Genomic DNA, 22,260 nt, shown 5'->3' on the forward strand with positions numbered 1-22,260 from the left:
TGTGCTTATTTTTGTAGCGTGCCTTGTAATATTTATCTACGGGATGCTGGCTTCTTTGTTGGGAACCATTGTTCCCAGTCTCGGCACCATCCTCTCGCTATCAAATACTCAGGTTGGATATCTGGCGCTATCGCAGGGGCTTGGTCTTGCTTCGACGTCAGTTGTGGCCGGAGCATTCATGGATGCGAAAGGGAAAAAGGCAGGCATCATCATCGGTCTGCTCGCCAGCCTGGTCGGACTCGCTATTCTGTCGCATCCTGTGAGTCTAGTGCTCAGTATTCTCGCAATGGTGATTCTGGGATGCGGTGGAAGCCTGGTGATTGTAGGTTCAAACGCAATTGCGAGCGATGTGCCTGACGAGCGTCGCGCCTCAACCATCAACTTTCTGAATGTCTTTGCGGGACTTGGTGGTTTCGCTACCCCTTTTGTCGCCGGGAATCTCCTGGGTTCCGATGCGGTTAAGAGCGCCTACTGCGGTATCGCTATCTCCGCGCTCGCGCTTGCAGTGACTGTCTTTACCTCGATGCCGGAAAAAAGGCAGGATCACGCATCCGAAAAGGATGAGAAGAAGGAAAATATCTTCAGTTCCGGCAGCCTGTATGTGCTGGCTTCCATCATTTTTCTCTATACCGCCTGCGAGTTCGGTATCTGGAACTGGTTTCCGAAGTTCCTTATCTCCACAGGTATTCCCACCGTGAAGGCTCTGAATATCCTATCCTTTGGTTTCGCCTCCGGCCTCCTTGTAGGCCGTATGGTTGCCAGCAAGCTTCTCGCCAAGGCATCGCCGTACTACGTCACGCTTACCTGCTGCATTCTCATGGGCGTTATCACGTTTATCATGCTCAAGGCTCCCTCTTTTGCCGGTGGTGCACCACTGGTTTTTTTCGCCGGATTCGTCATGGCTCCGATCTTCCCCACGACTATTGCGCTCGTCGGTCGGTTATTCAAGCAGCAGGCGGCGACGGCGATCGGTTTTGCTATCACCTGCGGTTTCAGCGGCCTTGTGGTCAGCTCTCCAGTGATTGGCTGGCTTTCTGGTTCCGAGGCTGAAGGGCTGGGAAAAGGACTACTATTGCTGCCCGGCATGTCGACGATTGTTGTACTCATTCTGATTGTCTTCCGTAGCCGCTTGACGGCCGCGCATTCCTAAAAACCAAACGTTTACTTACACGAGGCGATCATTTTTTTTAAAAACTAACCTGTAGTAATAGGACTACCGGTTGCGCTATGCTTCTACCACGGTTCGCGGCCGATTTCGGTTGCCATTCTGTAAGCGGATTCAAGAGGAGAGGGCATGATCACTAGAAGGGAATTCAGCAGGCTAACTTTGGGGGGAATCACTCTCCTGTCTGGGTATGGCTGGGCGGAGGCCGCCAGAGGCTCTGCGAAGGGGGCCGCAAATTCGACAACGGCGGCGGCAAAGCATATTGATCGCGCATGGGTAAAAGAGGCGATGATCAAAGACCTCTTGGACTGTTGGCTCAAGGCATCCGTAATGCCGAACGGCTTTATTCAAGAGAACCTCGATCGGCATTGGAAGCCCTACGGTACCCAGCGTGAGGCCAGTCTGAACGGCCAGGGCCGACAGCTCTACTGTATGGTTGCGGGCTATGAATACTCGAACGACAAGCGATATCTGAACGCAGTTACAAAATGTGCCGATTTCCTGATCAAGATGCGCGATCCGAAGTTTGGCGGCTATTTCAACCGCACTACTCCTGACCTAAAGGTCATCGACGATACCAAGACCGGCTACACCAGTTTCACCATCTTCTCGCTCGCGCATGCGTCTCGCGTTACCGGCAAGAAAGAATATGCCGATGCAGCGATGCAATCGTGGCACGAGGTCAGTACGAAGATGCGTGATGGTCAATTCTTCTACAACAGCATGAAGCGCGACTTCAGCGGAACCGCTCCGATGACGATTGGAAATCCTTCCGGAGTTCCTCGTGCGGGAGGCCGCGCTACCGGATTCATGGCTCGCCGCCACGGTCTGAACGTACACATGTTCGAGGCACTGCTGGCCCTCTATGAGACGACCAAGTCGAAGGAGGTCTGGAACGAAATCCAGACGGAGATGGCTGCCTTCGAGAAGATGTACGACTACAAGCTAGGCTATCTGCCGGAGGGCTATGACGAGAACTGGAAGGCTCCAGAGCCGAAGACCTTCAACGTCGGCCATCTCTTCGAGTGGGGCACGCTCTTCAGCCGCGCGGTTGAACTAGGAGCAGATAAGAAGTTCATCGAACTCGGTGGCCGTAGCGTCGATCTCGGCCTTAAAGTGGGCTTCGACAAGCGTACCGGCGGTACATGGATGATCGCCAACGCTGATGGCAGCGGTCCTGCCCGTGATTACATGATCTGGTGGACGCAGTGTGAGACCGTAAAGGCCACAGCTCGGTATGCCACTCTGCATGGACGCAGCGATCTATGGCCGATCTTCCATCAAGCCACTGACTTCGTGAAAGGGAATTTCATGGATCACGAGTATGGCGGCTGGTTTGAAGGCGTCATCCCGGGTAAACCACGTGAAGCTCTCGGTGAGCGGGCATATATCAAAGGTGCAGTAGACGGACCGGAGTGGGGAACCTACCACCAGACGACGATGTTTACGGAACTCCTACACCTCACCGCATAATTCCATCGAGTAACCGCGATTGAACAAGAAAAAGAGAGAGAGCATGATTACTCGCAGAAAATTTACAGCCTCAGCGCTTGCAGCGATGGCTTTTGCGAAATACGGTACATCCGCCAAAGCGGAGGAGGCCGCCAAGCCAATCGATTCAACGATTGATGGTGTGCTGATGGGAGTTCAGTCAGCAAGCTTCACCTTTAGTGGCATGGATATTAGGGAAATCATTGCCACCATGCGAGCTGTCGGTCTTTCCACAATCGATACGATGTCTGAGCACGTGGAAAACTTCCTTGGAGCGCCGGTTCCTCTGCCCGGAACCGGCCGGCCTGGTCCATGGGTTCCGCATCCTCCACGCCCCAAGGGGAGTCATCCGATGTTTCCGACGCCGGACCCTGCAAAGCGTGAAGCTCTACGCCAGTGGCGCCTGAATGTCGCTCTCGAAAAATTCGAGCAGGTCGGCAAGATGTTTACCGATGCTGGTCTTCAATTCTTCTCCTACAACATCAGCTTCGATAAATACTATACGGACGACGAGATCGAAAAGGCCTTTCGGATGACCAAGGCCCTCGGCACAAAGATCATTACGGCCTCTTCGCCTGTAGAGATTTTTCCACGTCTCAAACCTTACGCTGAGAAGCACGACGTCATCGTTGCGCTGCACAACCACACCATCGGCCCTGAAGACTTTGCGCAGGCGATGGAGCTCTCCGACAAGTTCTGGGTCAACCTCGACGTGGGCCATTTCTTTGCCAGCGGCTACGATCCGGTTGCCTATCTCAAAGAGCACCATGCCCGCATCACGAACATTCACATCAAAGACCGACTGAGCCACGGTGGCGAGTCGGTTCCATTCGGAGATGGTGAGACGCCGCTTATTCCGGTCTTTCAGCTGCTCAAGAACGAGAAATGGGGTTTCCCTGCCTGCATCGAGTACGTCGGCCCGGCCGGTCCTGCCATTGAGCTTGCGAGCTGTCTGCAGTACTGCAAGGACGCGATCAAGCGCCCATAAGTTTATCCCAAGAGCCAGGCACTTGCCTGCAACACACACGGAGATTCGAATCATGCAAATGCTGATCGATGGAAAATGCGTTGATTCTCTCAGCGCACGTAAGATGCAGATCTGTAATCCTGCGACAGGTGAGCTGGTCGACACTGTTCCCCAGGCGAACGAGGCCGATGTCGAACGCGCGCTTGAAGCTGGCCTACACGGTCGCGAGGTGATGCGCAGGCTGCCGGCGCACCGCAGAAGTGACATTCTGCGCAAGGCTGCCGATATGATCGCCGAGCGCCATGAGGAGCTCAGCCAGCTCCTCTGTCGCGAAAATGGTAAGACGATCCGGCAGTGCCGCAGCGAGATGACGGCAACCCAGCGCCTCTTCCTTGACTTTTCCGAAGAGGCGAAGCGGATGCGTGGACAAACAATTCCCATGGACGCGGTCGCCGGACTCGAGCATATGATCGCCTATACCATTCGCCATCCCATGGGCCTGGTCGTAGGAATCGTACCGTTCAACTATCCGGCCGAACTGTTCGCTCACAAGATTCCTGGCGCGCTGGCCGCCGGCAACGCGGTGATCGTCAAACTTCCGGAACAATGTCCGCTCACAGTATTGAGCCTCGGCCGGATTCTGATCGAAGCTGGTCTGCCGCCTGGAGGAATACAGATGTTGACGGGCTATCCTCGTGAACTTGGCAACCGCCTGATCACACACCCTGAAGTTGCGATGATCAGCTTTACCGGCGGCGTCACGGCTGCCAAAGCGATTGCGAAGCTTGCTGCGGAGTCGATCAAGCGTACTGCTTTCGAGCTTGGCGGTGTGGATGCGATGGTCGTGCTCGAAGATGCCAATATTGACGCGGCGGCAGCTGCAGTCGTGGACGGGCGGCTTACCAATGGAGCAGGGCAGATCTGCTGCGCGGTTAAACGCATTCTGGTTGACCAAAAGATTATGTCCCCCTTCCTTGACGCCCTGGTCAATAAGACCAAGGCGATCAAGATGGGAGACCCGCTTTCGGACGAGACCGACCTCGGACCTCTCATCACTCCCCAGGCAGCGGAGCGTGTCCATCAGGAAGTCCAGAAGTCCATTGCAATGGGAGCCAAATGTCTAGTCGGCGGTAAGCGCGTCGGAGACAACTACTATGAGCCTACAGTGCTGCTCGAGGTGGACAACTCCATGCCCTGCCTGCTCGACGAGGTCTTCGGCCCGGTCGCGCCGATTGTCCCATTTAAATCGGTTGGCGAAGCAATCAGAGTAGTCAATGGATCGCCATATGGTTTGCAGGCAAGTGTCTTTTCAGAAAACATTCATAACGCGCTCACAGTTGCGCACCGGATGGAAGTGGGTGGAGTAGTAGTAAACGGCCCGGGTTCTTTCCGTCCCGGCAATGTTCCCTTTGGTGGCTATAAGCAAAGCGGTATCGGCCGGGAAAGTATCACCGACACCGTTCGCGAGATGAGTCATGAGACTGCAATTGTTCTGAATCAAAAGCCTGACCTTAGTTTCGAGGTTGAGGAGGCGTAGTGAACAGGTACGGACGAAAGTCAAACCCAATGGTGGCTGTCGGGGTAGGTCTTTTTGTCAGTTTCACCGGTTTTCTTCTGCTGAAGGATGGTTCGGCGCAGCAGGCGCCGAACGCTCCTCCAGTGCGGCCAAATCCGTACGCCAGAAAGGCAGTTGATCCAGCGTTGGCGGAGCAAGGCAAGAATCTATTCGCCGTTCGCTGTGCCTTCTGCCACGGATCCGATGCACGCGGCGGAGAGAGTGGGCCAAATCTTCTTCGATCTGAGATCGTCCTCAACGACCAGGACGGAGAGAAGATCGGTCCGGTCATTCTTTATGGGCGTCCACAGCAGGGAATGCCGTCTTTTGACATGTCTGCCGAGCAGATTAAACAGATCGCGGATTTCCTGCACAGCCTCCCGGTCAGCGGAAATGAACGCGGACGAAACGGCCACATTGTTATCCCTGTCGGTGATGCTGGCTCCGGAAAAAAAGACTTCGATCAGAAGTGCGCTTCCTGCCATTCAGTCACTGGCGATCTGAAGGGGATAGGCTCAAGAATCAAGGATCCGCGGGCTCTACAACAATCGTGGATGATGCCGGGAATGCGAGGCGGTGATCCCTCTGTCAAAGCTCCGGAGAAGAAGGTTGCGGTTGAGACCGCTGAAGGGAAGATAAGCGGAGAACTTCTCCGCATGGACGATTTCATCGTGCGTCTCAAGACCGCCGATGGAGAGATTCGCAGCTTTTCTCGCAATGGGAATCTGCCTAAGGTCGTGGTGACAGATCCTTTGAAGGGGCACCTCGATCTGCTGTCTACCTACACCGATAAGTCAGTCCACGACATCACCGCATACATGGTATCGATCAAATGAAGCAGAAGAACCTATTTCTTACAGCTGTTTTAGTTGCGGGTATATCTTCTTCTTTACCTGCTCAGATGCTAACTCCGGATAAGATGCTTGGGCGCCTGAACGATTCCTGGACCACATACTCCGGTGACTACACTGGACAAAGATACAGCCAGCTCAACCAGATCAATGCCGCTAATGTGAAGGCCCTTTCGCTGGCTTGGACCTCCCGCATTACCTCAGGCCTGCCATCGAGCGGCGGTCGGATGAGCTTCTTTGGGGGTCCTCCCCCAGTTCCGACCATCGTTGGCGGTGAAGGTAACGGTAGTCTGAACGAAAGCGGAGCGACCTCGCGTTCCAGTCGTATCGTCTCCTCCGCGATCATATGGGATGGAAAAATCTACGTTTCGACACCGGATAACGCTTGGGCCATGGATGCACGCGATGGCAACATCCTTTGGCATTTTGTCTGGAAGACCCGCGGCGGTACGCATACTGGTAACCGCGGTATGGCGCTATACAAAGACACCCTCTTCCTTGAAACGCCGGACGATTATTTGGTTGCCCTCAGCGTCAAAGACGGCAGTGAAAAGTGGCACAAAGTAATCGCTCCGTTCAATGAGCAATATTTCTCCACCGGTGCTCCTATCCTGATCGGCAATCACCTGCTGGTTGGCACCGGAAACGATCTGGACGCCCCCCAGGCACTCACTTCTTTCGATCCGGATACAGGTGACGTGCAGTGGAAGTGGTACGCCACGCCACAGACGGAAGACGATCCTGCACTGAAGACCTGGGCCAACCTTCGTGCAGCCAGATACGGAGGCGGTCCCATGTGGATTCCGGGTTCCTACGACCCGGAGACACATCTATATATCATCGGCACTGGAAATCCGACTCCGGCCTACACGTCACAGAGCCGCGGTGAAGGCGACAACTTATATACCTGTTCTCTGGTAGCGCTCAACGTCGATACCGGCAAACTCGTCTGGTACTACCAGACGTCGCCGCACGACACTCACGACTGGGATTCCACGCAGACCCCTGTTCTGGTTGACGGTGTCTTCAACGGCAAGCAACGCAAACTGGTTCTGCAAGCCACACGAAACGGTTACTTCTACGTATTGGACCGCACCACAGGCGAGCACCTGCTCACCAGCAAGTTCTCGCCCACCGCCAACTGGGCGACTGGTCTTGATGAGAAAGGTCGCCCCATCCGTAATCCGAAGAAGGATTTCGACATCGCCGGCTCCCTGGTTTCGCCGGTCAATGCAGGAGCTACGAACTGGATGCCGCCCTCCTTCAACCCCCAGACTGGCCTCTTCTATGTCACCAGTGAAGATGCTTACTCGATGTATTACCTTACGGAGACGGATCCCCGTGGAGCTATGGGGCTCGGAGGTAAGGACGAACTAGGCGTCGGCCTGATAGGCAACTATCTTACGGCGATGGACTACAAGACGGGGAAGATCGCGTGGCGCCATAAGTACCCGGAAGCGGGTGGATGGGGAGGAACCAACGTTGGACATGCGCTGCTGAACACCGCTGGCGGCCTGCTCTTTACGGGCGATCCTCAAGGGAATCTCGTAGCTTACGATCCCGCTAACGGAAACCCACTCTGGCATGCACACATCGGCGACGTCTCCGGTCCTGTCCAGACCTTCCTTCTGGATGGTAAGCAGTACATTATCGTCGGCGCGACTGACACCTTATACGCGTTCCGGCTCAATTAGCCGGAAACATAATCAGGCGGAGAAATGCCGAACTGCTCCTGAAGCAGACGGTATTCCTCCGTCGACCAGTCCGGAATTGCGCCGACCTTGCTGGCAACAACTGCTCCAAGGAAATTGGCTAGCTCACCTATATCATCGATGTTCCAGCCGTGATGCCAGCCATGTAGAAGACCTGCACAGAAAGCGTCTCCTGCCCCGAGAGCATCCACTGAAGCAATCGGAATGCAAGGAATGACACAGGCGGTATTGACCGTGGCAATTGCGCAGCCTCGTGAGGCAAGACTTACACATATGCACTCCAGATTGAACCGGTTGAGCCACGCGCAGCAAAATTCACTGAGCCAGTTCTGGTGATCGCCAATGTTTATCGCGTCTGCAAACGTCCGCGCTTCCGATTCATTCATCTTCACTACGTCGGCGTGATGCGACAGGCGTTCCACTAAACGAAGATTCCAGTTATCTCGCCGAAGATTGACATCATAAAGCACACGCAGGTGATTGATGCTTTGACGTAGGTTCAAAGTGCGCTCGAGAAGATGAGAAGAAGAATGGAAAAGCGTGCCAATATACAACCAGTCAGGGGCGAACCCGCGGATCTCGCGGACGGTTGCCAGGGAAAAGCTTGCGTATTCGTAGGCTGCCGGGCGAATGATAATCGAGGAAGGCTCGCCCGCCGGTCCAGTGGTGACGCGAGTACTGCCCGTAGGAGCAGAGCAGGTGCTCTGAAGAAACCGGCGGTCGATTCCGAGTTCCCCGATTTTTTGAACAGCTTTCGCACCCCATTCGTCCTGTCCGAGAGCGCTCAGGATCGCAGCAGTATGTCCCAGGCGCAACAGGTGCGCAGAAAAGTTAAGAGGAGCTCCTCCTATGGTTGTCACCGCGCCGCAATGGTCCCAAAGAACTTCACCAATGCTTAACACGCGCATGTCGTTCTCTTTCTCACCAGGCAATCTGGAACCGAGGACATTTTCTGTCAGCTGTCAATTAGAGCATGAGGTACAGGGCAATCGTCAAACTCAATTTAAAGAACTCCAGATCGACACCGATGCTGGGCAGAATCCCGTGGATCTGATGCCGCAGAGATGTCAACCGATGTGTTTGGAGCACCGCAAGAAGAGCAGATGATCTCATGTGCAACATTTTCCGGTCCAGATATAGCCTCGGTCTCAGGCAAGGCATGGTCTCAAGTGAATTTTTGACTCGCTATTACACTGAAAAACTAATAAAAAGATGAACAATATGAGCTGATCAAGAATACTAGTTATGGACGGTGCTCTCGCCCGTTTCTCGCAAAGGAGTTTGAATGCAACGACGGGATGTCCTGAAGCTGCTGGCTTCAGCGGCCGCGCTCTCTGCTTTGCCCCAGGAGGCGTTCGCACTCCTTGCTCAGGCTAACCATGTAGCCACGCACCTTGATGGCGTAAGAACCCTTAGCCGGCACGAGAACGACACGGTGACTACCATCGCGGAGCTGATCATTCCGGAGACGGACACTCTCGGCGCGAAGGGAGCGAAGGTCAACGAGTTTATCGACCTGTTGCTTACCGAGTGGTATGAACCCACGGAAACGAAGGAGTTTCTCGCCGGGTTGAGCGATGTAGACACACGCAGCAAAAAGCAGTTCTCGAGAGACTTTGTCTCTTGTTCTGGCGATCAGCAGACGCAGTTGCTGAAGGTGCTGGATGCTGAGGCGATAGATTTCGCTGCGAAACAGAGAGCTGCGGTCACGAACAGTAAGAAGCCGCTGCTTCAGCAGACGACACCTCCTCCTACTCACTTCTTCTACACGATGAAGAAGCTGACACTAACCGGGTACTACACTTCGGAAATCGGCTTCAGCAAGGAGCTTGGCCGGTACATCATTCCATCTGAGCATGCGGGCTGCGCTCCCGTACAGATCTCGGGTGTGGCGCGATGAACATGCAGACACAGAAGACCAATACATTCGACGCGATCGTGGTTGGCTCGGGCATCACTGGCGGCTGGGCGGCCAAAGAGCTTACGGAGAAGGGCCTACAGACGCTGGTGCTTGAAGCAGGCCAGACCATCGTGCCGGAACGCGATTACGTGGAGCATGTGCCCACGTGGGACGTGAAGTTCCGCGGCATGCAGGACCGGCAGTACATGAAGGTCCACCAACCGATGCAGCGGCACATCGCCGATGAGTGGAACGCGAAGTTCTTCGTCGACGATCTTGAAAATCCGTACACCACGCCTGCTGACCAGCCGTACCTCTTTCTGCGTGGACGACATGTCGGCGGACGTTCGGTGATGTGGGGACGGCAGAGCTACCGCTGGAGTGATCTTGACTTCGAGGCCAACCTGAAAGATAGTCACGGCGTTGACTGGCCAATCCGCTACAAGGACATCGAGCCCTGGTACGACTACGTGGAAGACTTCATCGGCGTCAGCGGCCGGGCCGAGGGTCTGCCGCAGCTGCCCGATGGCAAGTTCCTTCCACCCTTTGAGATGAACTGCGCCGAGCTGGAGATGCGCGACATCGTGGCGAAGAAGTTTCCTGATCGTCGCCTAACCATGGGGCGTACAGCGATCTTGACCGTGCCCCATCGCGGACGTGCAGCCTGCCACTACTGCGGGCCCTGCGGACGCGGCTGTATCACGCGCTCATACTTCAGTAGTATCCATTCGACCCTGCCTGCGGCCGAGGCAACAGGCAAGATGACGCTTCGTCCCTTCAGCGTGGTGCACAGCCTGGTCTTCGACTCGAAGACGCGACGCATTACGGGAGTGCGTGTGATCGACGGACAGACAAAGGAGGCGATTGAGTTTCATGCGAAGGTCGTCTTCCTCTGCGCTTCGACGCTGGAGTCGGCGCGCATCCTGATGAACTCGGCGACGCCGGAGTTCTCGACCGGTCTAGCCAACTCGAGCGACCAGGTGGGACGCAATCTGATGGACCACATCTTCCACGCCGGGGCGAGTGGCATCATGTCGGGGCACGAGGATCGTCAGCAGCTGGGTAATCGGCCCAACGGCATCTACATGCCGCGCTTCCGCAACGTCAAAGACAAGCACCCGGACTTCGTGCGTGGTTATGGCTACCAAGGTGGCGCCGCACGCGAGGACTGGGGACGTGGGAGTAATATGCCGGGTTTAGGAGTGGACTTTAAGCATCAGCTGCGACAGCCTGGACCGTGGCGATTCGCCTTCGGCGCCTGGGGCGAGTGCCTTCCGCATCCGGACAATCGCATGGTTCTTGATAAGAACAAGGTCGATGCCTGGGGTATTCCTGCCATGAGAATCAGCCACAAGTGGCGCGAAAACGAGCTTGCCATCTTCAAGGATGCGACGGCAACCGCCGCCGAGATGCTGGAGGCGGCAGGTGCGAAGGATATAACGCTGATGACGACACCGTCCCTGCCAGGAGAGTGCATTCACGAGATGGGGAGCGCCCGCATGGGACGCGATCCGAAGACTTCAGTCTTGAACCAGTGGAACCAGGCACACGATGTCAAGAACCTCTTCCTAACCGATGGTTCGTTTATGGCATCATCGGCCTGTCAGAATCCGTCCCTTACGTATATGGCAATGACCGCACGAGCCTGCGATTATGCAACAAAACAGATGCGACAAGGCGAACTTTGACTATGCGGTACGCGAGCTTGATCTTCCCGCGATCAATGTTAATAAGGGCATGACTCAATAAAGAGGGCACTTCTAGCTGACGACAATTTGGATTGTGTTGACCAATCTCGTAAATCCTCAACTGTTGCGAACAGTCAGTATGGAGTGACCGGCGCCGATGCGCCGACCGTGGGTTAAGCTGTGAGCGTCCGAAGGACGCGCAGTTCAGAGCCACAAGCGGAAGGGAGCCGGTCATGAAGGAGAAGTTACGATTTTTGGGTTTGGATGTCCATGCCGAGACGATCGCCGTGGCGGTAGCGGAGCCGGACGGGGAAGTGCGAAGCTTGGGAACGATTCCGAACCGCGCTGAGTCTGTCCGCAAGCTGATCAAAAAGCTTGGTCCGGCAGACAAGTTGAGAGCCTGTTACGAAGCAGGACCGACGGGCTACGTTGTGTACTGGCAGCTGGCGGAGCTGGGCGTCGAGTGCGAGGTTGTAGCGCCCACGCTGGTGCCTGTCAAGGCAGGCGATCGGGTCAAGACGGATCGGCGGGATGCTGAGAAGCTGGCACGTTGCTATCGATCCGGAGATCTGACGGCGGTGTGGGTTCCGGACGAGGGTTCCGAGGCCTTGCGAGATTTGGTGCGTGCTCGAGAAGCAGCGAAGCAGGATCAGACGCGAGCGCGGCATCGGTTGAGTAAGTTCCTTCTACGCTCAGGCCAGAGGCCACCTTCCGGAGTGCGATCGTGGACGCGCCCTTATCTGATCTGGGTTGCACAGCTACGTTTCTCGCAGATAGCTCAAGAGTTCACGCGACAGGATTATCTGCACGAGGTCGAGCATATGCGCGAACGGGTAGCACGTCTGGAGCAAGCCATCACAGAGGCTGTAAAGCTGGCCTCGCCGGAGTTACAACAAGTCATCAACGATCTGCAGGCATTGCGCGGAATCGCGGACATCTCTGCTGTGACGATTGCTGCCGAGTTGGGCCAGGTATCCCGTTTCGATAGTGCTCGACAGCTGATGGGCTACTGCGGGGTTGTACCAAGCGAAGACTCCAGCGGAAAACGAACAAGACGCGGAGGCATCACTAAAACCGGCAACGCACACTTGCGTCGAATCGTCGTCGAAGCAGCGTGGAGCTATCGTCGTCCACCAGGTGTCTGGTATGGATTGCGCAGACGACAGGAGAGCATTTCAGAAGAGACCAAGGAGATTGCATGGAAGGCGCAACACAGACTGCATAAGCGCTATATGAAACTGGGCGCAGCCGGCAAGGACCAAAGAAAGATCGTCACCGCGGTCGCTCGGGAACTACTTGGTTTCGTCTGGGCTATTGGAACCAGAGCCGAAACGGTCGTCAGGCAGCAAGCCGCTTGACAAGAACCAGAAGCAAAAACAAAAACATCCTAAGAAGGAAAAAGCAAAGACATCCCACTCATGAACACTGTCACCCATCTCGAGCACAGAGCAAGCAGCAGCCAGAGCAAGCACGAAGGAGAATCCTCGCTTGGCCTATGCGACAGGCTCGACCGGACTCGCGCTAACAGTCAGAGGCAGCTCCCGACGGATCATGATTATGCGGTTCCGACCCGCGAATATCAGACTGATCAATCGTCGCCATTTCTGCCCTGGCTGCTGCTCGCTCTGTCCTCGGGAAAACAAGAGCAACTACAAAAACAACCCCACCGATGGCGCAGGTTGACACGGTCACTCCATATCAGGGCAATGCACTCATCGAGGCCAAGATTGCGTTAAGGTGAATTGTCGACCATTCGAAAGTTAGGAGCGCGATCATCCTTGGTTGATGCCGAACCGGCATCTAGCTAGCTGCGCTGCTCAGGTTCTTCAAGGAGGTGGCTGGGAACCGTTGCCTTGTGAGTGCAAATTACCCCTGTAATTTCGGGTACAAGTTCAGGTACAGATATCAGTTTGGCTTATTTACCACCAATTTCCCTAAACCACTGACAATAAGTCACTTGAATGTTTGTGGCCATACAGTCAATTACGCATACTTATCATAGAGTTACGGTATTCTTGCGAAACTCAAAATCCGTCGGAAGCAATTCCATGGGGGTTCGATTCCCCCTCCCGGCACCAAAGAATCGCCTGTAACTCTTTGAAAGCAATATAGTTTACGGCTCCAGCGGAGCTATGGATCCGAGCAGGGAATTGGCAAAGAGGTACAGATTTGGGTACAGAGCCGATCCTATTTAGCATCAATAAGTTGCAGACGCGGACAATCCGAACGAGTTTGCAGCCATCCATATAAATACTCCCGATTACGCTTGATTACGGAATGCGCAGCGGATAATCGATCCGCGGAAGAGAGAACTCAACGGTTCTGTTTGTCCCCCAATCAACGGCATTCTGTTGGATTAGTCGTCTCTTCATTGCCCCGACGATCAAGCATGGTAGAGATGCTGTCTCTGCATCGTCTTTCATATTCGACATGCAGCACAACATCGTTGAGATCCCTCTCCCTAGCATTGCTCATTCAAGTAGGCAAGAAAGTAAATTGGCTGTAAGTGTTCGGGGTTATTACTTGAGAGGACTCTTCTCTTTTGGTGAATCCCCATCGACGGGAGATGCACGGCCACCCGCGGGAACCGGGACGGGCCCCTTGAGCAATGGATCTTTCGTGCTCACCATCCAGTTCGCCAGACGCCCCCGCAGCTGATCGAGCGTGTGCGTGTATCCGGGATCGTTAGCGAGATTGCGATGCTCCGACGGGTCGAAGTCGAGATCGTATAACTCTTCTCCCTGATAAAGGGGCAGTTCTTTCCAGCCCTGCTTCATCCAATAGGTTTTGGATGGCCCGTCATCGCAGTTTGGAAGCACTGCTCGTGTTCGGCCATCGAAACGGCGAATGTACTTGTATCGAAGTGTGCGAACGCAGCGCTTCGGTTCATATGCCGCATGATAAGTAACCTCGGAAAAGATAGCGTCGTTCACTTCGCTCTTCTCGTCCTGCAGGACAGGAAGAAACGAGGTCCCCGTAAGCCACGAGGGCCTCGCGATATCGAGGTGCTCACACAGGGTCGGAAATACATCGACCTGCGAGAGCAATGCGTCACAGACTCCAGGCTTAGAAAAGATCCCCGGCCCACGCATCATGAACGAGACACCGATGCCAGCATCACGAAGATGAGCCTTCATGTCTGGAAATGCTATTCCGTGGTCCGTTGTGCTGATGATGATCGTGTTCTCGATTAGCCCATTCTTCTCGAGCGCATCCAGCACACGACCAACTGCGTTATCCATATCGCGCGCACTCTGATGAAATCCAGCCATGTCATATCGCGTGGAAGGATTGTCTGGAAGCGGCGCAGGAGGCAGGATATAGTCCGCATTGTCTGTCGGCTTCGGAAATTCCCTGTGCGTTTCGAAGAACCCGCAGTCCATAAAGAACGGGGCCTTGGGCGCTTTGTTGAGCCATGCGACTGCATGGTCAGCCACGTGAGCCGCGTGCTGATTCTTGTCGGTCAGGACTTCATCAAAGCCGATCGTTTTCGGATCAGTCGCGATGTGTTGCAGACCGGCAAGCACGGTGTAGTAACCCTTCGCCGAGCGGAGAGTGTGCAACATATGCTGCTTATAGTCGTGGAGACTCCATCCCAAATGTGCCAGGCCGTTCATACCTGCGGCGTGAGGGCTTTGGCCCGTAAGCAACGCTGATCTGCTCGCCGAGCATGTGGGCGCGGCACAGTACATTTTGCGAAACAGGATACCGCTCTTGGCGATCCGCATGAGGTTTGGCGTCGGTACGTTGTGTCCATAAGGACGCAGATAACGCCCGGAGTCGTGAGAGTGCAGGTAAAGAATGTTCGGCACAATCTGCGCACCTACACTTTGTCGATAGACCGACATAGGAGCTGCTGCAGCTGCTGCCTTCAGAAATGATCGTCTCGATGTGCGTGGCATATAGGTCCTCTTCATGAAGAGTGGCAGCCCAATCGTGGATTGGGCTGCCGGGTATTCAGGGAGATGCTTAGAATGCGAGCTTCACGGCAACCTGCAGGATTCGAGCAGCCTGCGTACCAGAGATAACACCGGCGGTCGCTGTGCCGATTGTCGCACCGGGGTTATTGAAGTTTGCACGATTGAAGGAGTTGAAGGATTCGCCGCGAATATTCAAGTCGTACCGTTCGCGGAAGATAATATGGCGCTCGAGGGTAAGGTCAACATTAAAGTATCCAGGACCGGCAAGGATGCCCGTTCCTGAATTGCCAAACTGATACTGACCGGGAGCAACGAATGCAGATGTATCAAACCAGCGGTTGATGGATTGCCCCGAATGGAGTTTGCCACTAGCGATACGGTCAGGACGCTGTGTTCCGCCACCGGACGAATTCGAAACGTTTGTGCCATAGAAGACAGTAAACTGTGAGCCCGAATGCAGGCTCCATACACCGCTGAGGTTCCAGGGACCGAGCAGATATGACATGACGCCATCTTTCACGAATCTGCGACCATGGCCAAAGGGAAGCTCATAGACGTGATTGACGACGAGATTGTGGCGCAGATCATCCGTGGCCGGGCCCCAGTTGCAGCGCAGACAGGCATTGTCCTGTACGTCGTTATTCCCGCCGCTGTTGGCATTTCCAATGTCCGTTAGATACTTCGCGAAGGTGTACGACACACCGAAATTTAGCCCGCCCGAAAGCCGCTTCTCCGCGTGTACCTGCAGACTGTTGTAAGAGGCATCGCCGGAAGAATCTCTGTAGCCAACGTTTACTAAATTTGGGTTGATCGTGTAGTAAGGACGCCGAGGCCCCTGTGCCCCTGGACCAGGACGAGACTGGTTCAGGTTAAGGCTGTTTGCAAGCAAGTGCCGGCTCACGGTTCCGACATAACTTATGTCGAGGATGGTGTCCGCACGTAACTCGCGCTGAATGCCTAACGAGTATTGGGTAACACCCGACTGTCTCGTATTTCTGTTCCAGACGGTCGGACTTCCAGTAGAGATAGCCGCTGTATTGTTCGGATCAGGCGCAACCGGGATGCTGAAGCCCTGACTCAACACTGCTGTTGGAACTGAGTCGACGGAAGTCGTAATGTTCTGAGCAAAGTAATACGGAAGATTTTTGTATAGCTGGGCTCCTCCGGCCAATGTGTCAACGTAAGATATCCCGAAGCCTGCACGCAGGACTGTTTTCTTGGACTTATCGAGCGTATAAGCTAGTCCTGCTCTTGGAGAGAGTGTCTTTAGATCGAAGTTCCGCAGCCTGCGACCGTTGCCATTGAGTCCAGCGACCTGCAGCTGTCCAGTAGTGATATCAAGATTTGCCCAGTGATTGTTAACCTCGTATGGTGGCGCGCTTATCTCCCAGCGCAGCCCATAGTCCACCGTGAGACGGTCGGAGGCGCGCCATGTGTCCTGGATGAAAGGGGCCAGCTGAAAGGTACGCATGCCGAAAGAGCCTGTCAGGATATTTCGGTTCCCTGCATCCGTAGCGCCGATTGCGAAGTCTGCCAGGGCATAGTACTGGAGCGCAGTGGCGCTTACCGCAGTGGCATTATTCAATCGTGTGTACTGTCCGTTGAAATCGAACGTTCCTCGTACGGGAAACGCGGAGAACCCATTCAACCTGTGACGAAGAAACAGAAGACCTGCCTTGATGGTATGGCTTCCCTCTGTACGAATGATGTCGCCGTCGTACTGAAAGGTTGTAATGTGACTTATCTCCGGATAGGTTGAGTTATCTCCCATCGCGGCAAATCCACTGAGGGTGACGGCCGCCAATCCGCCTGATTGAGGACTGTAGTTGATATTCGGGATTCCCACCGCAGTGGATGACTCATAGCCGATACCTAACGGCGAGACGTCCCCGTTCCAGCGCAAGATTCCTGCATGAAGCTCCAGGACTGTATTCGGCGAGAAAACGTGTGTGTATCCAAGCGTTCCAGATTGAACGAATGCAGTGGTCTCGAAAGCACCATTTCCTCCACTTGAGAAATACGGTCCGATGGGAATGTCAGTTGCGAGGTTGGAATACATTGAGCCAGGAGTGATCTGCTTGGCATTGTCATAAGAATATTTGAAGAACAGACGGTCCGACGCGCCGATGTTCTGGTCTACGCGAGTGTCGAACTGATCGTCGTTGAGAGTAAGGGGGGGAGTAATAGTGTAATTACCCGTGCTGTTGCTATTGGTGGGATCGGGTAGCAAACTGATGAATCGCACAGCTGCTGGGTCAAGATTGGGCGTCACCCGATTGTTCAAATACGGCGTTCGCCTGCTGACGCCGCCGACAGTGGTTGTCGTATAGGGGTTATAGATCGTGACAGGAGCGCCACTGAAGTCGCCGGTCTTCACCATGTTGACCTGTGCCTGTGTCGGAATTGTGCTGGTGCTGGTGACTGGCGTGTGTTGGCGAATTCCTTGGTAGTCGGCGTAGAAGAAGGTGTGATCGCGCCACAACGGGCCGCCAACGTTACCGCCGAAGACATTGCGATTGTATTTGGGCCGCGGGAGTCCACTCCGTTTCGCGAAATAGGTGTTCGCATTCAGAAGATCGTTGCGCAGGAACTCCCACGCAGCGCCGTGAAACTGGTTTGATCCGGCCTTCGTCGTGACCAGCGTGACAGCACCCGCAGACTCACCATACTCTGCATTGAATGAGCTGGTCAGCACCCTGTACTCCTGGATCGAGTCAACGACAGGAACGACAACCAGCGTGTTGAGCCATTGGTTGCGGTTATACAGACCATCGATGAGATAGGAGTTGGTCGCAGCGGTCGTTCCGTTGACGCTGAAGTTGGCGCCGCCCCGGATGGAATACGCGCTGCCGCCCTCACTGAGATTGGAAGCGGAACCGGCATGCGCGCCCGGTGTAAGTAGCACGAGATCGGTAAAATTCCGCGTAGCAAGCGGCAGATTCACCATCTGCTTGCTGTCGACAAGAGCAGACACCGATCCACTCTGCGATTGCAGCAGCGAGGCCTGCGCTGTGACCTCAACGGTCTGCATCTCACTGCCCACCTGCAGATCAAGATCTACTGTCAGAGTGCTGGCCGTCGTAAGTGTAAGTCCGGTGCGTTCGAGCTTACGGAACCCTGTCTTCTCGACGGTAACGGAGTACTGGCCGGTTGGAAGGGCCGAAGCCACGTATTCACCCTGCTCATTGGATGTGACCGCTCGCTGCAACTGAGTGGAGGCATTCACAAAGATGAGGTTCGCCCCGGGAACTGATGCACCAGAAGGGTCTTTGACATTGCCTACAATGGTGCCGGTCTGCTGCGCATGCAGCGTAATACTCATCAGCAGCATAACGATAGATTCATAAATCCTTCGCATAAACGATGACCTCATCTAGTTAGAAAACAGGTAGTAAAGGCGACTTGTTTCTGCTCTTCGTAATCGGTAGTTGTCGCCAGTGGAGTATCTTTTGCTTGAGCAGTTCGCTTCTCTGTTGGTATTCGGGAAGCGCTGCCAGATTCTGTAGTTCCATCGGATCGGCACGGAGGTTGTACAGTTCGGGGATGTCGTTCTCCCAGAACGTGTACTTCCATTCGCCATCGCGGACCATCGTCTTGGCGCGCTTAGTGTTGAGGGCAAACTCCGCATAGACAGGTGTGTCAACATGACCTTTAGCTGGCCACATCACACTCCGCAAAGATTCACCGTCGTTCGGAGTTACTAAGGGAACGCCGGCCAAGTCGGTGAGCGTTGTAGCCAGGGAAACCAGGCTCACAGGCTCGCTCCAAACAGAGGAGGAGCGTCCGGGAACTCGGATCATCAAAGGTATTCCGCAGGAACCTTCGTAGAACTGAAACTTCTGCCACAGTCCGAGTTCGCCCATCATCTCGCCGTGGTCTGACGTGTAGCAGATGATGGTGTCGTTCTCCAGCCCCAGGGCCGATATCTCATGGACAACTCGCCCAAGACAGTCGTCCATCTGGGCAAGATTCGCATAATAGAGGGCCTTACGTTTTTTTGCCTCGGCAGGATCGGCAAGTTCAGGCGTTGGTCCGTTGTAATCAATCGAACGTTGGACCTCTTTCGGCAGCTTCGATTTGTCTGCCTTGCCCCAGCTCGCGGGCAGCGTCATGTCCTCCGGACGGAACACTCTGACAAATCGCTCCGCTGGCATGAACGGATCGTGGGGTTTGAGAAAAGATGCGACGAGAAAGAAGGGTTGATCGCCATTGCCGAAGTTACGGAGGAACCTTACGGACTCCCTGGCCACAAACGAATCAAAGTGATCCTCTTCTGAAAGCAGGGAGACGCGTCCCACAGCCACCGCTCCTTCGCGACCATCCTTCTCGCGGTGCCCCTTCCACGGATCACCCTGATCTCGCCAGAGGTCATCTATCTCCGGTAGGCCGGAACCCGAGTTCGCCTGCCCCAACTCGTCGGCGTAAAGCTGGGTCTTAGGCCCGAGGTACTGATACCAATCATTGAATTCCAGTCGGTACTCGAATCCGTGACTCTGGGCGTCGACCCAGTGCATCTTGCCGATGAGGGCCGTCATATATCCGGCGGCATTGAAGTGATGCGCGATCGTCCGATGCTTCGGCGAGTAGGGCGTAGTATTGTTCTGCGCCTCAAGATGGTGGCTGTACAGTCCCGTCATGATGGAGGCACGGGACGGTGTGCAAACCGGATTCGTGCAATATGCCTGTGTGAACCGGGTACTGTCAGCAGCAAGCCTATCAAGGTTTGGCGTATGAGCCACCGGGTCTCCATAGGCACCCATGCAGCTGCGCTTGTGCTGATCTGACATCAGGAGAAGTACATTCGGTCGCCGCTTTGGCCTGGGTTCGGCCTTCAGGAAATCTGTTCCCAGAGTCGTAACAACCGCAGACGACCGCGTAAGAAAGGTTCTTCGATTCAAGCGTCTATCCCTTCAGGAGATGCATAATCGCAGTTACTTCGGAGTCCTCCCAAAGCGAGCCGATCATCTGGCGTCACGATTCAAGCTGACAAGGTGGAAACACAGTGGTTGGGCAATGCCGCGAGATAACTTGTTCCATGTCTGCAGTTTGTAAAAATGTGGAATGAACACTTTCCACCGTGGACACGATCCCAATCCGGCTACGGCACAGCTTGGTATGGGGTAGCGCTGGGGATTTCAACCAACTCGGCATTTTAGGAAGGGCTGGCTCCGCTGTGACTTCATCTGCTCACGTGTCTACTCCGGAGAGGAGAATCAGGGGCAGTAGAAGCATGTTCAGGAAGATCAGGCTAGGGTCGTTCCTATGGAGCTCATAGCGTCGTGGGCTTTGACGCCGGAAAAGAACGACCAGGATATTACGCTTTGTCAGTCTTCCGGTGGGGGACTAAGACAAACAAATCGACAGGCAGCAATAAGCTTGATTGAAGTTGAGCAGGCTCGCAATCGGCCTCAGAGCGATATTTTGGGTACCGATCTCACTTGCGAAGCCCGTAACGCTCAATAACAACGTGAGCTTCCGGCGCTTTTGCCCCGACTACTGCGGTTTCCAACAAAAGTTGAAAGGGTCCAATCGTGCCGTCCGGCAACCTTGCCTTATTCAGGATGGGCGCCATCGCCGTCGGATTCATTGCAAATTCCGCCGCTGCTGCGGTGCCGGGCATGTTCTCGCCCTCAGACAGCAGAACATATCCACGCTTGTCGATACTTGGCAGAAACGCAAGAATGGCATACGTTCCATGCAAATAACCATGGGAATCGTTGGAGTAGATCGCTTTTGCACCAGCCTCCGGATGGGTGTCGACGATCCACTTTTTGCCAATGCGCTTTACATCGTCCGATTGCGGAAAGTCAATTCTGAAATCCGCTACGGAATCAAACAGTTCTACCCACGGATTCGCATGTGGACCACCAAGGAGAATAGCATTGGCATGATTCAAATCATCCATGCGGATGTCGCGCGCCGAACGCATCACGGCATGACCTGACGTATATTCAGGCGTTGCGGCTAAGCGAAGAGCAACGTCAAAATTAGCCATACTCGTAAACCCTTCGAAGCGGTCTACCCCAAACCTTCCGCGCTTCGGATCAGGCAGGATGTCGAGTCCAGAGAGCTTTTCTTGAAGGCTGTTGTCTACATACTCCTGTAGGTGAATGTAATGGCCGCTTATATCTTGCAACATTGCTATACCGGTGTCAGTTGTCACCACATACGTCGTCCGCTTCGAGTCGAATACCTGGCTCCAAAACTGATGAAATAACGTCTCGGGACGGCTTCTGTTCCACCTGTGCACCAACGCCCCTAGGCCAACGACCATCAGGATCGTGACGAGAACTCCCGCCATGAACCAGAAAGGCCCTGAGATGGGCGTACGATTCGAGTTGGCCGCGGGCAGTTTCTCGTCAATTTGTTCAACTGGTTGCTGGGCAGTGACTTTGACTTCTTCGAACTCCGGGACGTAACTGCCCAGAGGCACCGAAACACGCAACTGCTCATTGGGATTCTGAACAAAATACTCATCCAGGCGCTGCCGTAATCTTCGAGCGTAATTTCGAACGATGTTGTCGTCACCGGGATTGTAGGTAGACGGTCTCCGGAGGGCTCGAACCCCGATTTGAACTTCCGAAATTTCCTCTAAACGGCCGCGAAGTTTCTGTTCACCGATGTAGAGCAAAAAGCTCGTGAGCAGAGGCGATTTGTGAAAGCCCGGGCTGCCTGCGATCCGCTGAATCAGGTGCCACTCGGGTGTATCTAGAACGTCAGACTCCTTTTCCGACACTACAACCGCACTGCCAAGAGTTGCTGCCGCATTCGTCGTAATCCGTGACACAAGCAGCCATTATGACATAGGGTCATCTGCTTGCGTACGAGCAGATTGGACGTTGATTTCTACTTTGCAGATAGAGGTTACTTCCCACATCGTGCCCACTTAGTGACTTCTCAAACCAGCATCGACTTGCTCGTCGGTAGGTACTAACGAACGCAGTTCTCGCCATTTACCCTTGGGTTGTTGGCTACTAGCCAGCGATACACGCCAAGTCTTAAGGAGCGATA

General features: G+C 54.5%; 14 protein-coding genes. 9 read left to right on the forward strand and 5 right to left on the reverse strand.

Translation table 11 applies throughout. The features are described from left to right. Position 1 precedes the first annotated feature (1 nt). The 6 genes from AC5S26_RS16985 (at position 2) to AC5S26_RS17010 (ending at position 7,723) form a co-directional block, all read left to right on the forward strand. Complete coding sequence (locus tag AC5S26_RS16985; RefSeq protein ID WP_494186095.1) at positions 2-1,150, forward strand: MFS transporter; 1,149 nt, start codon at positions 2-4, stop codon at positions 1,148-1,150. 144 nt (positions 1,151-1,294) lie between these two features. Continuing rightward, positions 1,295-2,638 (forward strand): AGE family epimerase/isomerase, encoded by a 1,344-nt coding sequence (locus AC5S26_RS16990; protein WP_494186096.1) that lies wholly within the window; start codon positions 1,295-1,297, stop codon positions 2,636-2,638. 43 nt (positions 2,639-2,681) lie between these two features. Next, positions 2,682-3,644, forward strand: a complete 963-nt coding sequence (locus AC5S26_RS16995; RefSeq protein ID WP_494186097.1) for a sugar phosphate isomerase/epimerase family protein — start codon at positions 2,682-2,684, stop codon at positions 3,642-3,644. A gap of 52 nt (positions 3,645-3,696) precedes the next feature. Further along, positions 3,697-5,160, forward strand: coding sequence for an aldehyde dehydrogenase family protein (locus tag AC5S26_RS17000; RefSeq protein WP_494186098.1), 1,464 nt, complete (start codon positions 3,697-3,699; stop codon positions 5,158-5,160). Then, entirely contained in the window at positions 5,160-6,014 is an 855-nt protein-coding gene (locus tag AC5S26_RS17005) for a c-type cytochrome (protein WP_494186099.1), read from the forward strand. Before AC5S26_RS17000 ends, AC5S26_RS17005 begins: the two co-directional genes overlap by 1 nt. Positions 6,015-6,097: 83 nt before the next feature. Further along, a complete protein-coding gene (locus tag AC5S26_RS17010; RefSeq protein WP_494186100.1) occupies positions 6,098-7,723 on the forward strand; it encodes an acido-empty-quinoprotein group A in 1,626 nt (541 codons plus the stop codon). On the opposite strand, the gene AC5S26_RS17015 is transcribed toward AC5S26_RS17010, so the two are convergent. Then, positions 7,720-8,649, reverse strand: coding sequence for a carbohydrate kinase family protein (locus AC5S26_RS17015; protein ID WP_494186101.1), 930 nt, complete (start codon positions 8,647-8,649; stop codon positions 7,720-7,722). The two genes, AC5S26_RS17010 and AC5S26_RS17015, sit on opposite strands and share 4 nt — an antisense overlap. Positions 8,650-9,026: 377 nt before the next feature. Here AC5S26_RS17015 and AC5S26_RS17020 point away from each other — a divergent pair, with 377 nt between their 5' ends. From AC5S26_RS17020 to AC5S26_RS17030, 3 genes are all read left to right on the forward strand, one after another. After that, complete coding sequence (locus AC5S26_RS17020) at positions 9,027-9,641, forward strand: gluconate 2-dehydrogenase subunit 3 family protein (protein ID WP_494186102.1); 615 nt, start codon at positions 9,027-9,029, stop codon at positions 9,639-9,641. Between the two features lie 2 nt (positions 9,642-9,643). Then, a complete protein-coding gene (locus tag AC5S26_RS17025; RefSeq protein ID WP_494186103.1) occupies positions 9,644-11,329 on the forward strand; it encodes a GMC oxidoreductase in 1,686 nt (561 codons plus the stop codon). Between the two features lie 233 nt (positions 11,330-11,562). Beyond that, positions 11,563-12,687, forward strand: coding sequence for an IS110 family RNA-guided transposase (locus AC5S26_RS17030; RefSeq protein ID WP_494186104.1), 1,125 nt, complete (start codon positions 11,563-11,565; stop codon positions 12,685-12,687). 1,161 nt (positions 12,688-13,848) lie between these two features. On the opposite strand, the gene AC5S26_RS17035 is transcribed toward AC5S26_RS17030, so the two are convergent. From AC5S26_RS17035 to AC5S26_RS17050, 4 genes are all read right to left on the reverse strand, one after another. After that, a complete protein-coding gene (locus AC5S26_RS17035; RefSeq protein WP_494186105.1) occupies positions 13,849-15,231 on the reverse strand; it encodes a sulfatase family protein in 1,383 nt (460 codons plus the stop codon). Positions 15,232-15,298: 67 nt separating this feature from the next. Then, positions 15,299-18,607 carry an outer membrane beta-barrel protein gene (locus tag AC5S26_RS17040; RefSeq protein ID WP_494186106.1) on the reverse strand — a complete coding sequence of 1,103 codons (3,309 nt, stop codon included), beginning with the start codon at positions 18,605-18,607 and terminating at the stop codon, positions 15,299-15,301. 19 nt (positions 18,608-18,626) lie between these two features. After that, positions 18,627-20,147, reverse strand: a complete 1,521-nt coding sequence (locus tag AC5S26_RS17045) for a sulfatase family protein (RefSeq protein ID WP_494186107.1) — start codon at positions 20,145-20,147, stop codon at positions 18,627-18,629. Positions 20,148-20,683: 536 nt separating this feature from the next. After that, on the reverse strand, positions 20,684-21,880 hold the full coding sequence (locus AC5S26_RS17050; protein ID WP_494186108.1) for a hypothetical protein: 1,197 nt from the start codon (positions 21,878-21,880) through the stop codon (positions 20,684-20,686). Positions 21,881-22,260: the final 380 nt, after the last annotated feature.

The organism is Edaphobacter sp. FHG110511_03, from assembly GCF_059115365.1.

Coding starts and splice junctions, on each gene's coding strand:
- AC5S26_RS17010 (WP_494186100.1), top strand. CDS start 6,098: ATGCTTGGGCGCCTGAACGATTCCTGGACCACATACTCCGGTGACTAC.
- AC5S26_RS17015 (WP_494186101.1), bottom strand. CDS start 8,649: ATGCGCGTGTTAAGCATTGGTGAAGTTCTTTGGGACCATTGCGGCGCG.
- AC5S26_RS17040 (WP_494186106.1), bottom strand. CDS start 18,607: ATGCGAAGGATTTATGAATCTATCGTTATGCTGCTGATGAGTATTACG.
- AC5S26_RS16995 (WP_494186097.1), top strand. CDS start 2,682: ATGATTACTCGCAGAAAATTTACAGCCTCAGCGCTTGCAGCGATGGCT.
- AC5S26_RS17025 (WP_494186103.1), top strand. CDS start 9,644: ATGCAGACACAGAAGACCAATACATTCGACGCGATCGTGGTTGGCTCG.
- AC5S26_RS17020 (WP_494186102.1), top strand. CDS start 9,027: ATGCAACGACGGGATGTCCTGAAGCTGCTGGCTTCAGCGGCCGCGCTC.
- AC5S26_RS17035 (WP_494186105.1), bottom strand. CDS start 15,231: ATGCCACGCACATCGAGACGATCATTTCTGAAGGCAGCAGCTGCAGCA.
- AC5S26_RS16990 (WP_494186096.1), top strand. CDS start 1,295: ATGATCACTAGAAGGGAATTCAGCAGGCTAACTTTGGGGGGAATCACT.
- AC5S26_RS17030 (WP_494186104.1), top strand. CDS start 11,563: ATGAAGGAGAAGTTACGATTTTTGGGTTTGGATGTCCATGCCGAGACG.
- AC5S26_RS17000 (WP_494186098.1), top strand. CDS start 3,697: ATGCAAATGCTGATCGATGGAAAATGCGTTGATTCTCTCAGCGCACGT.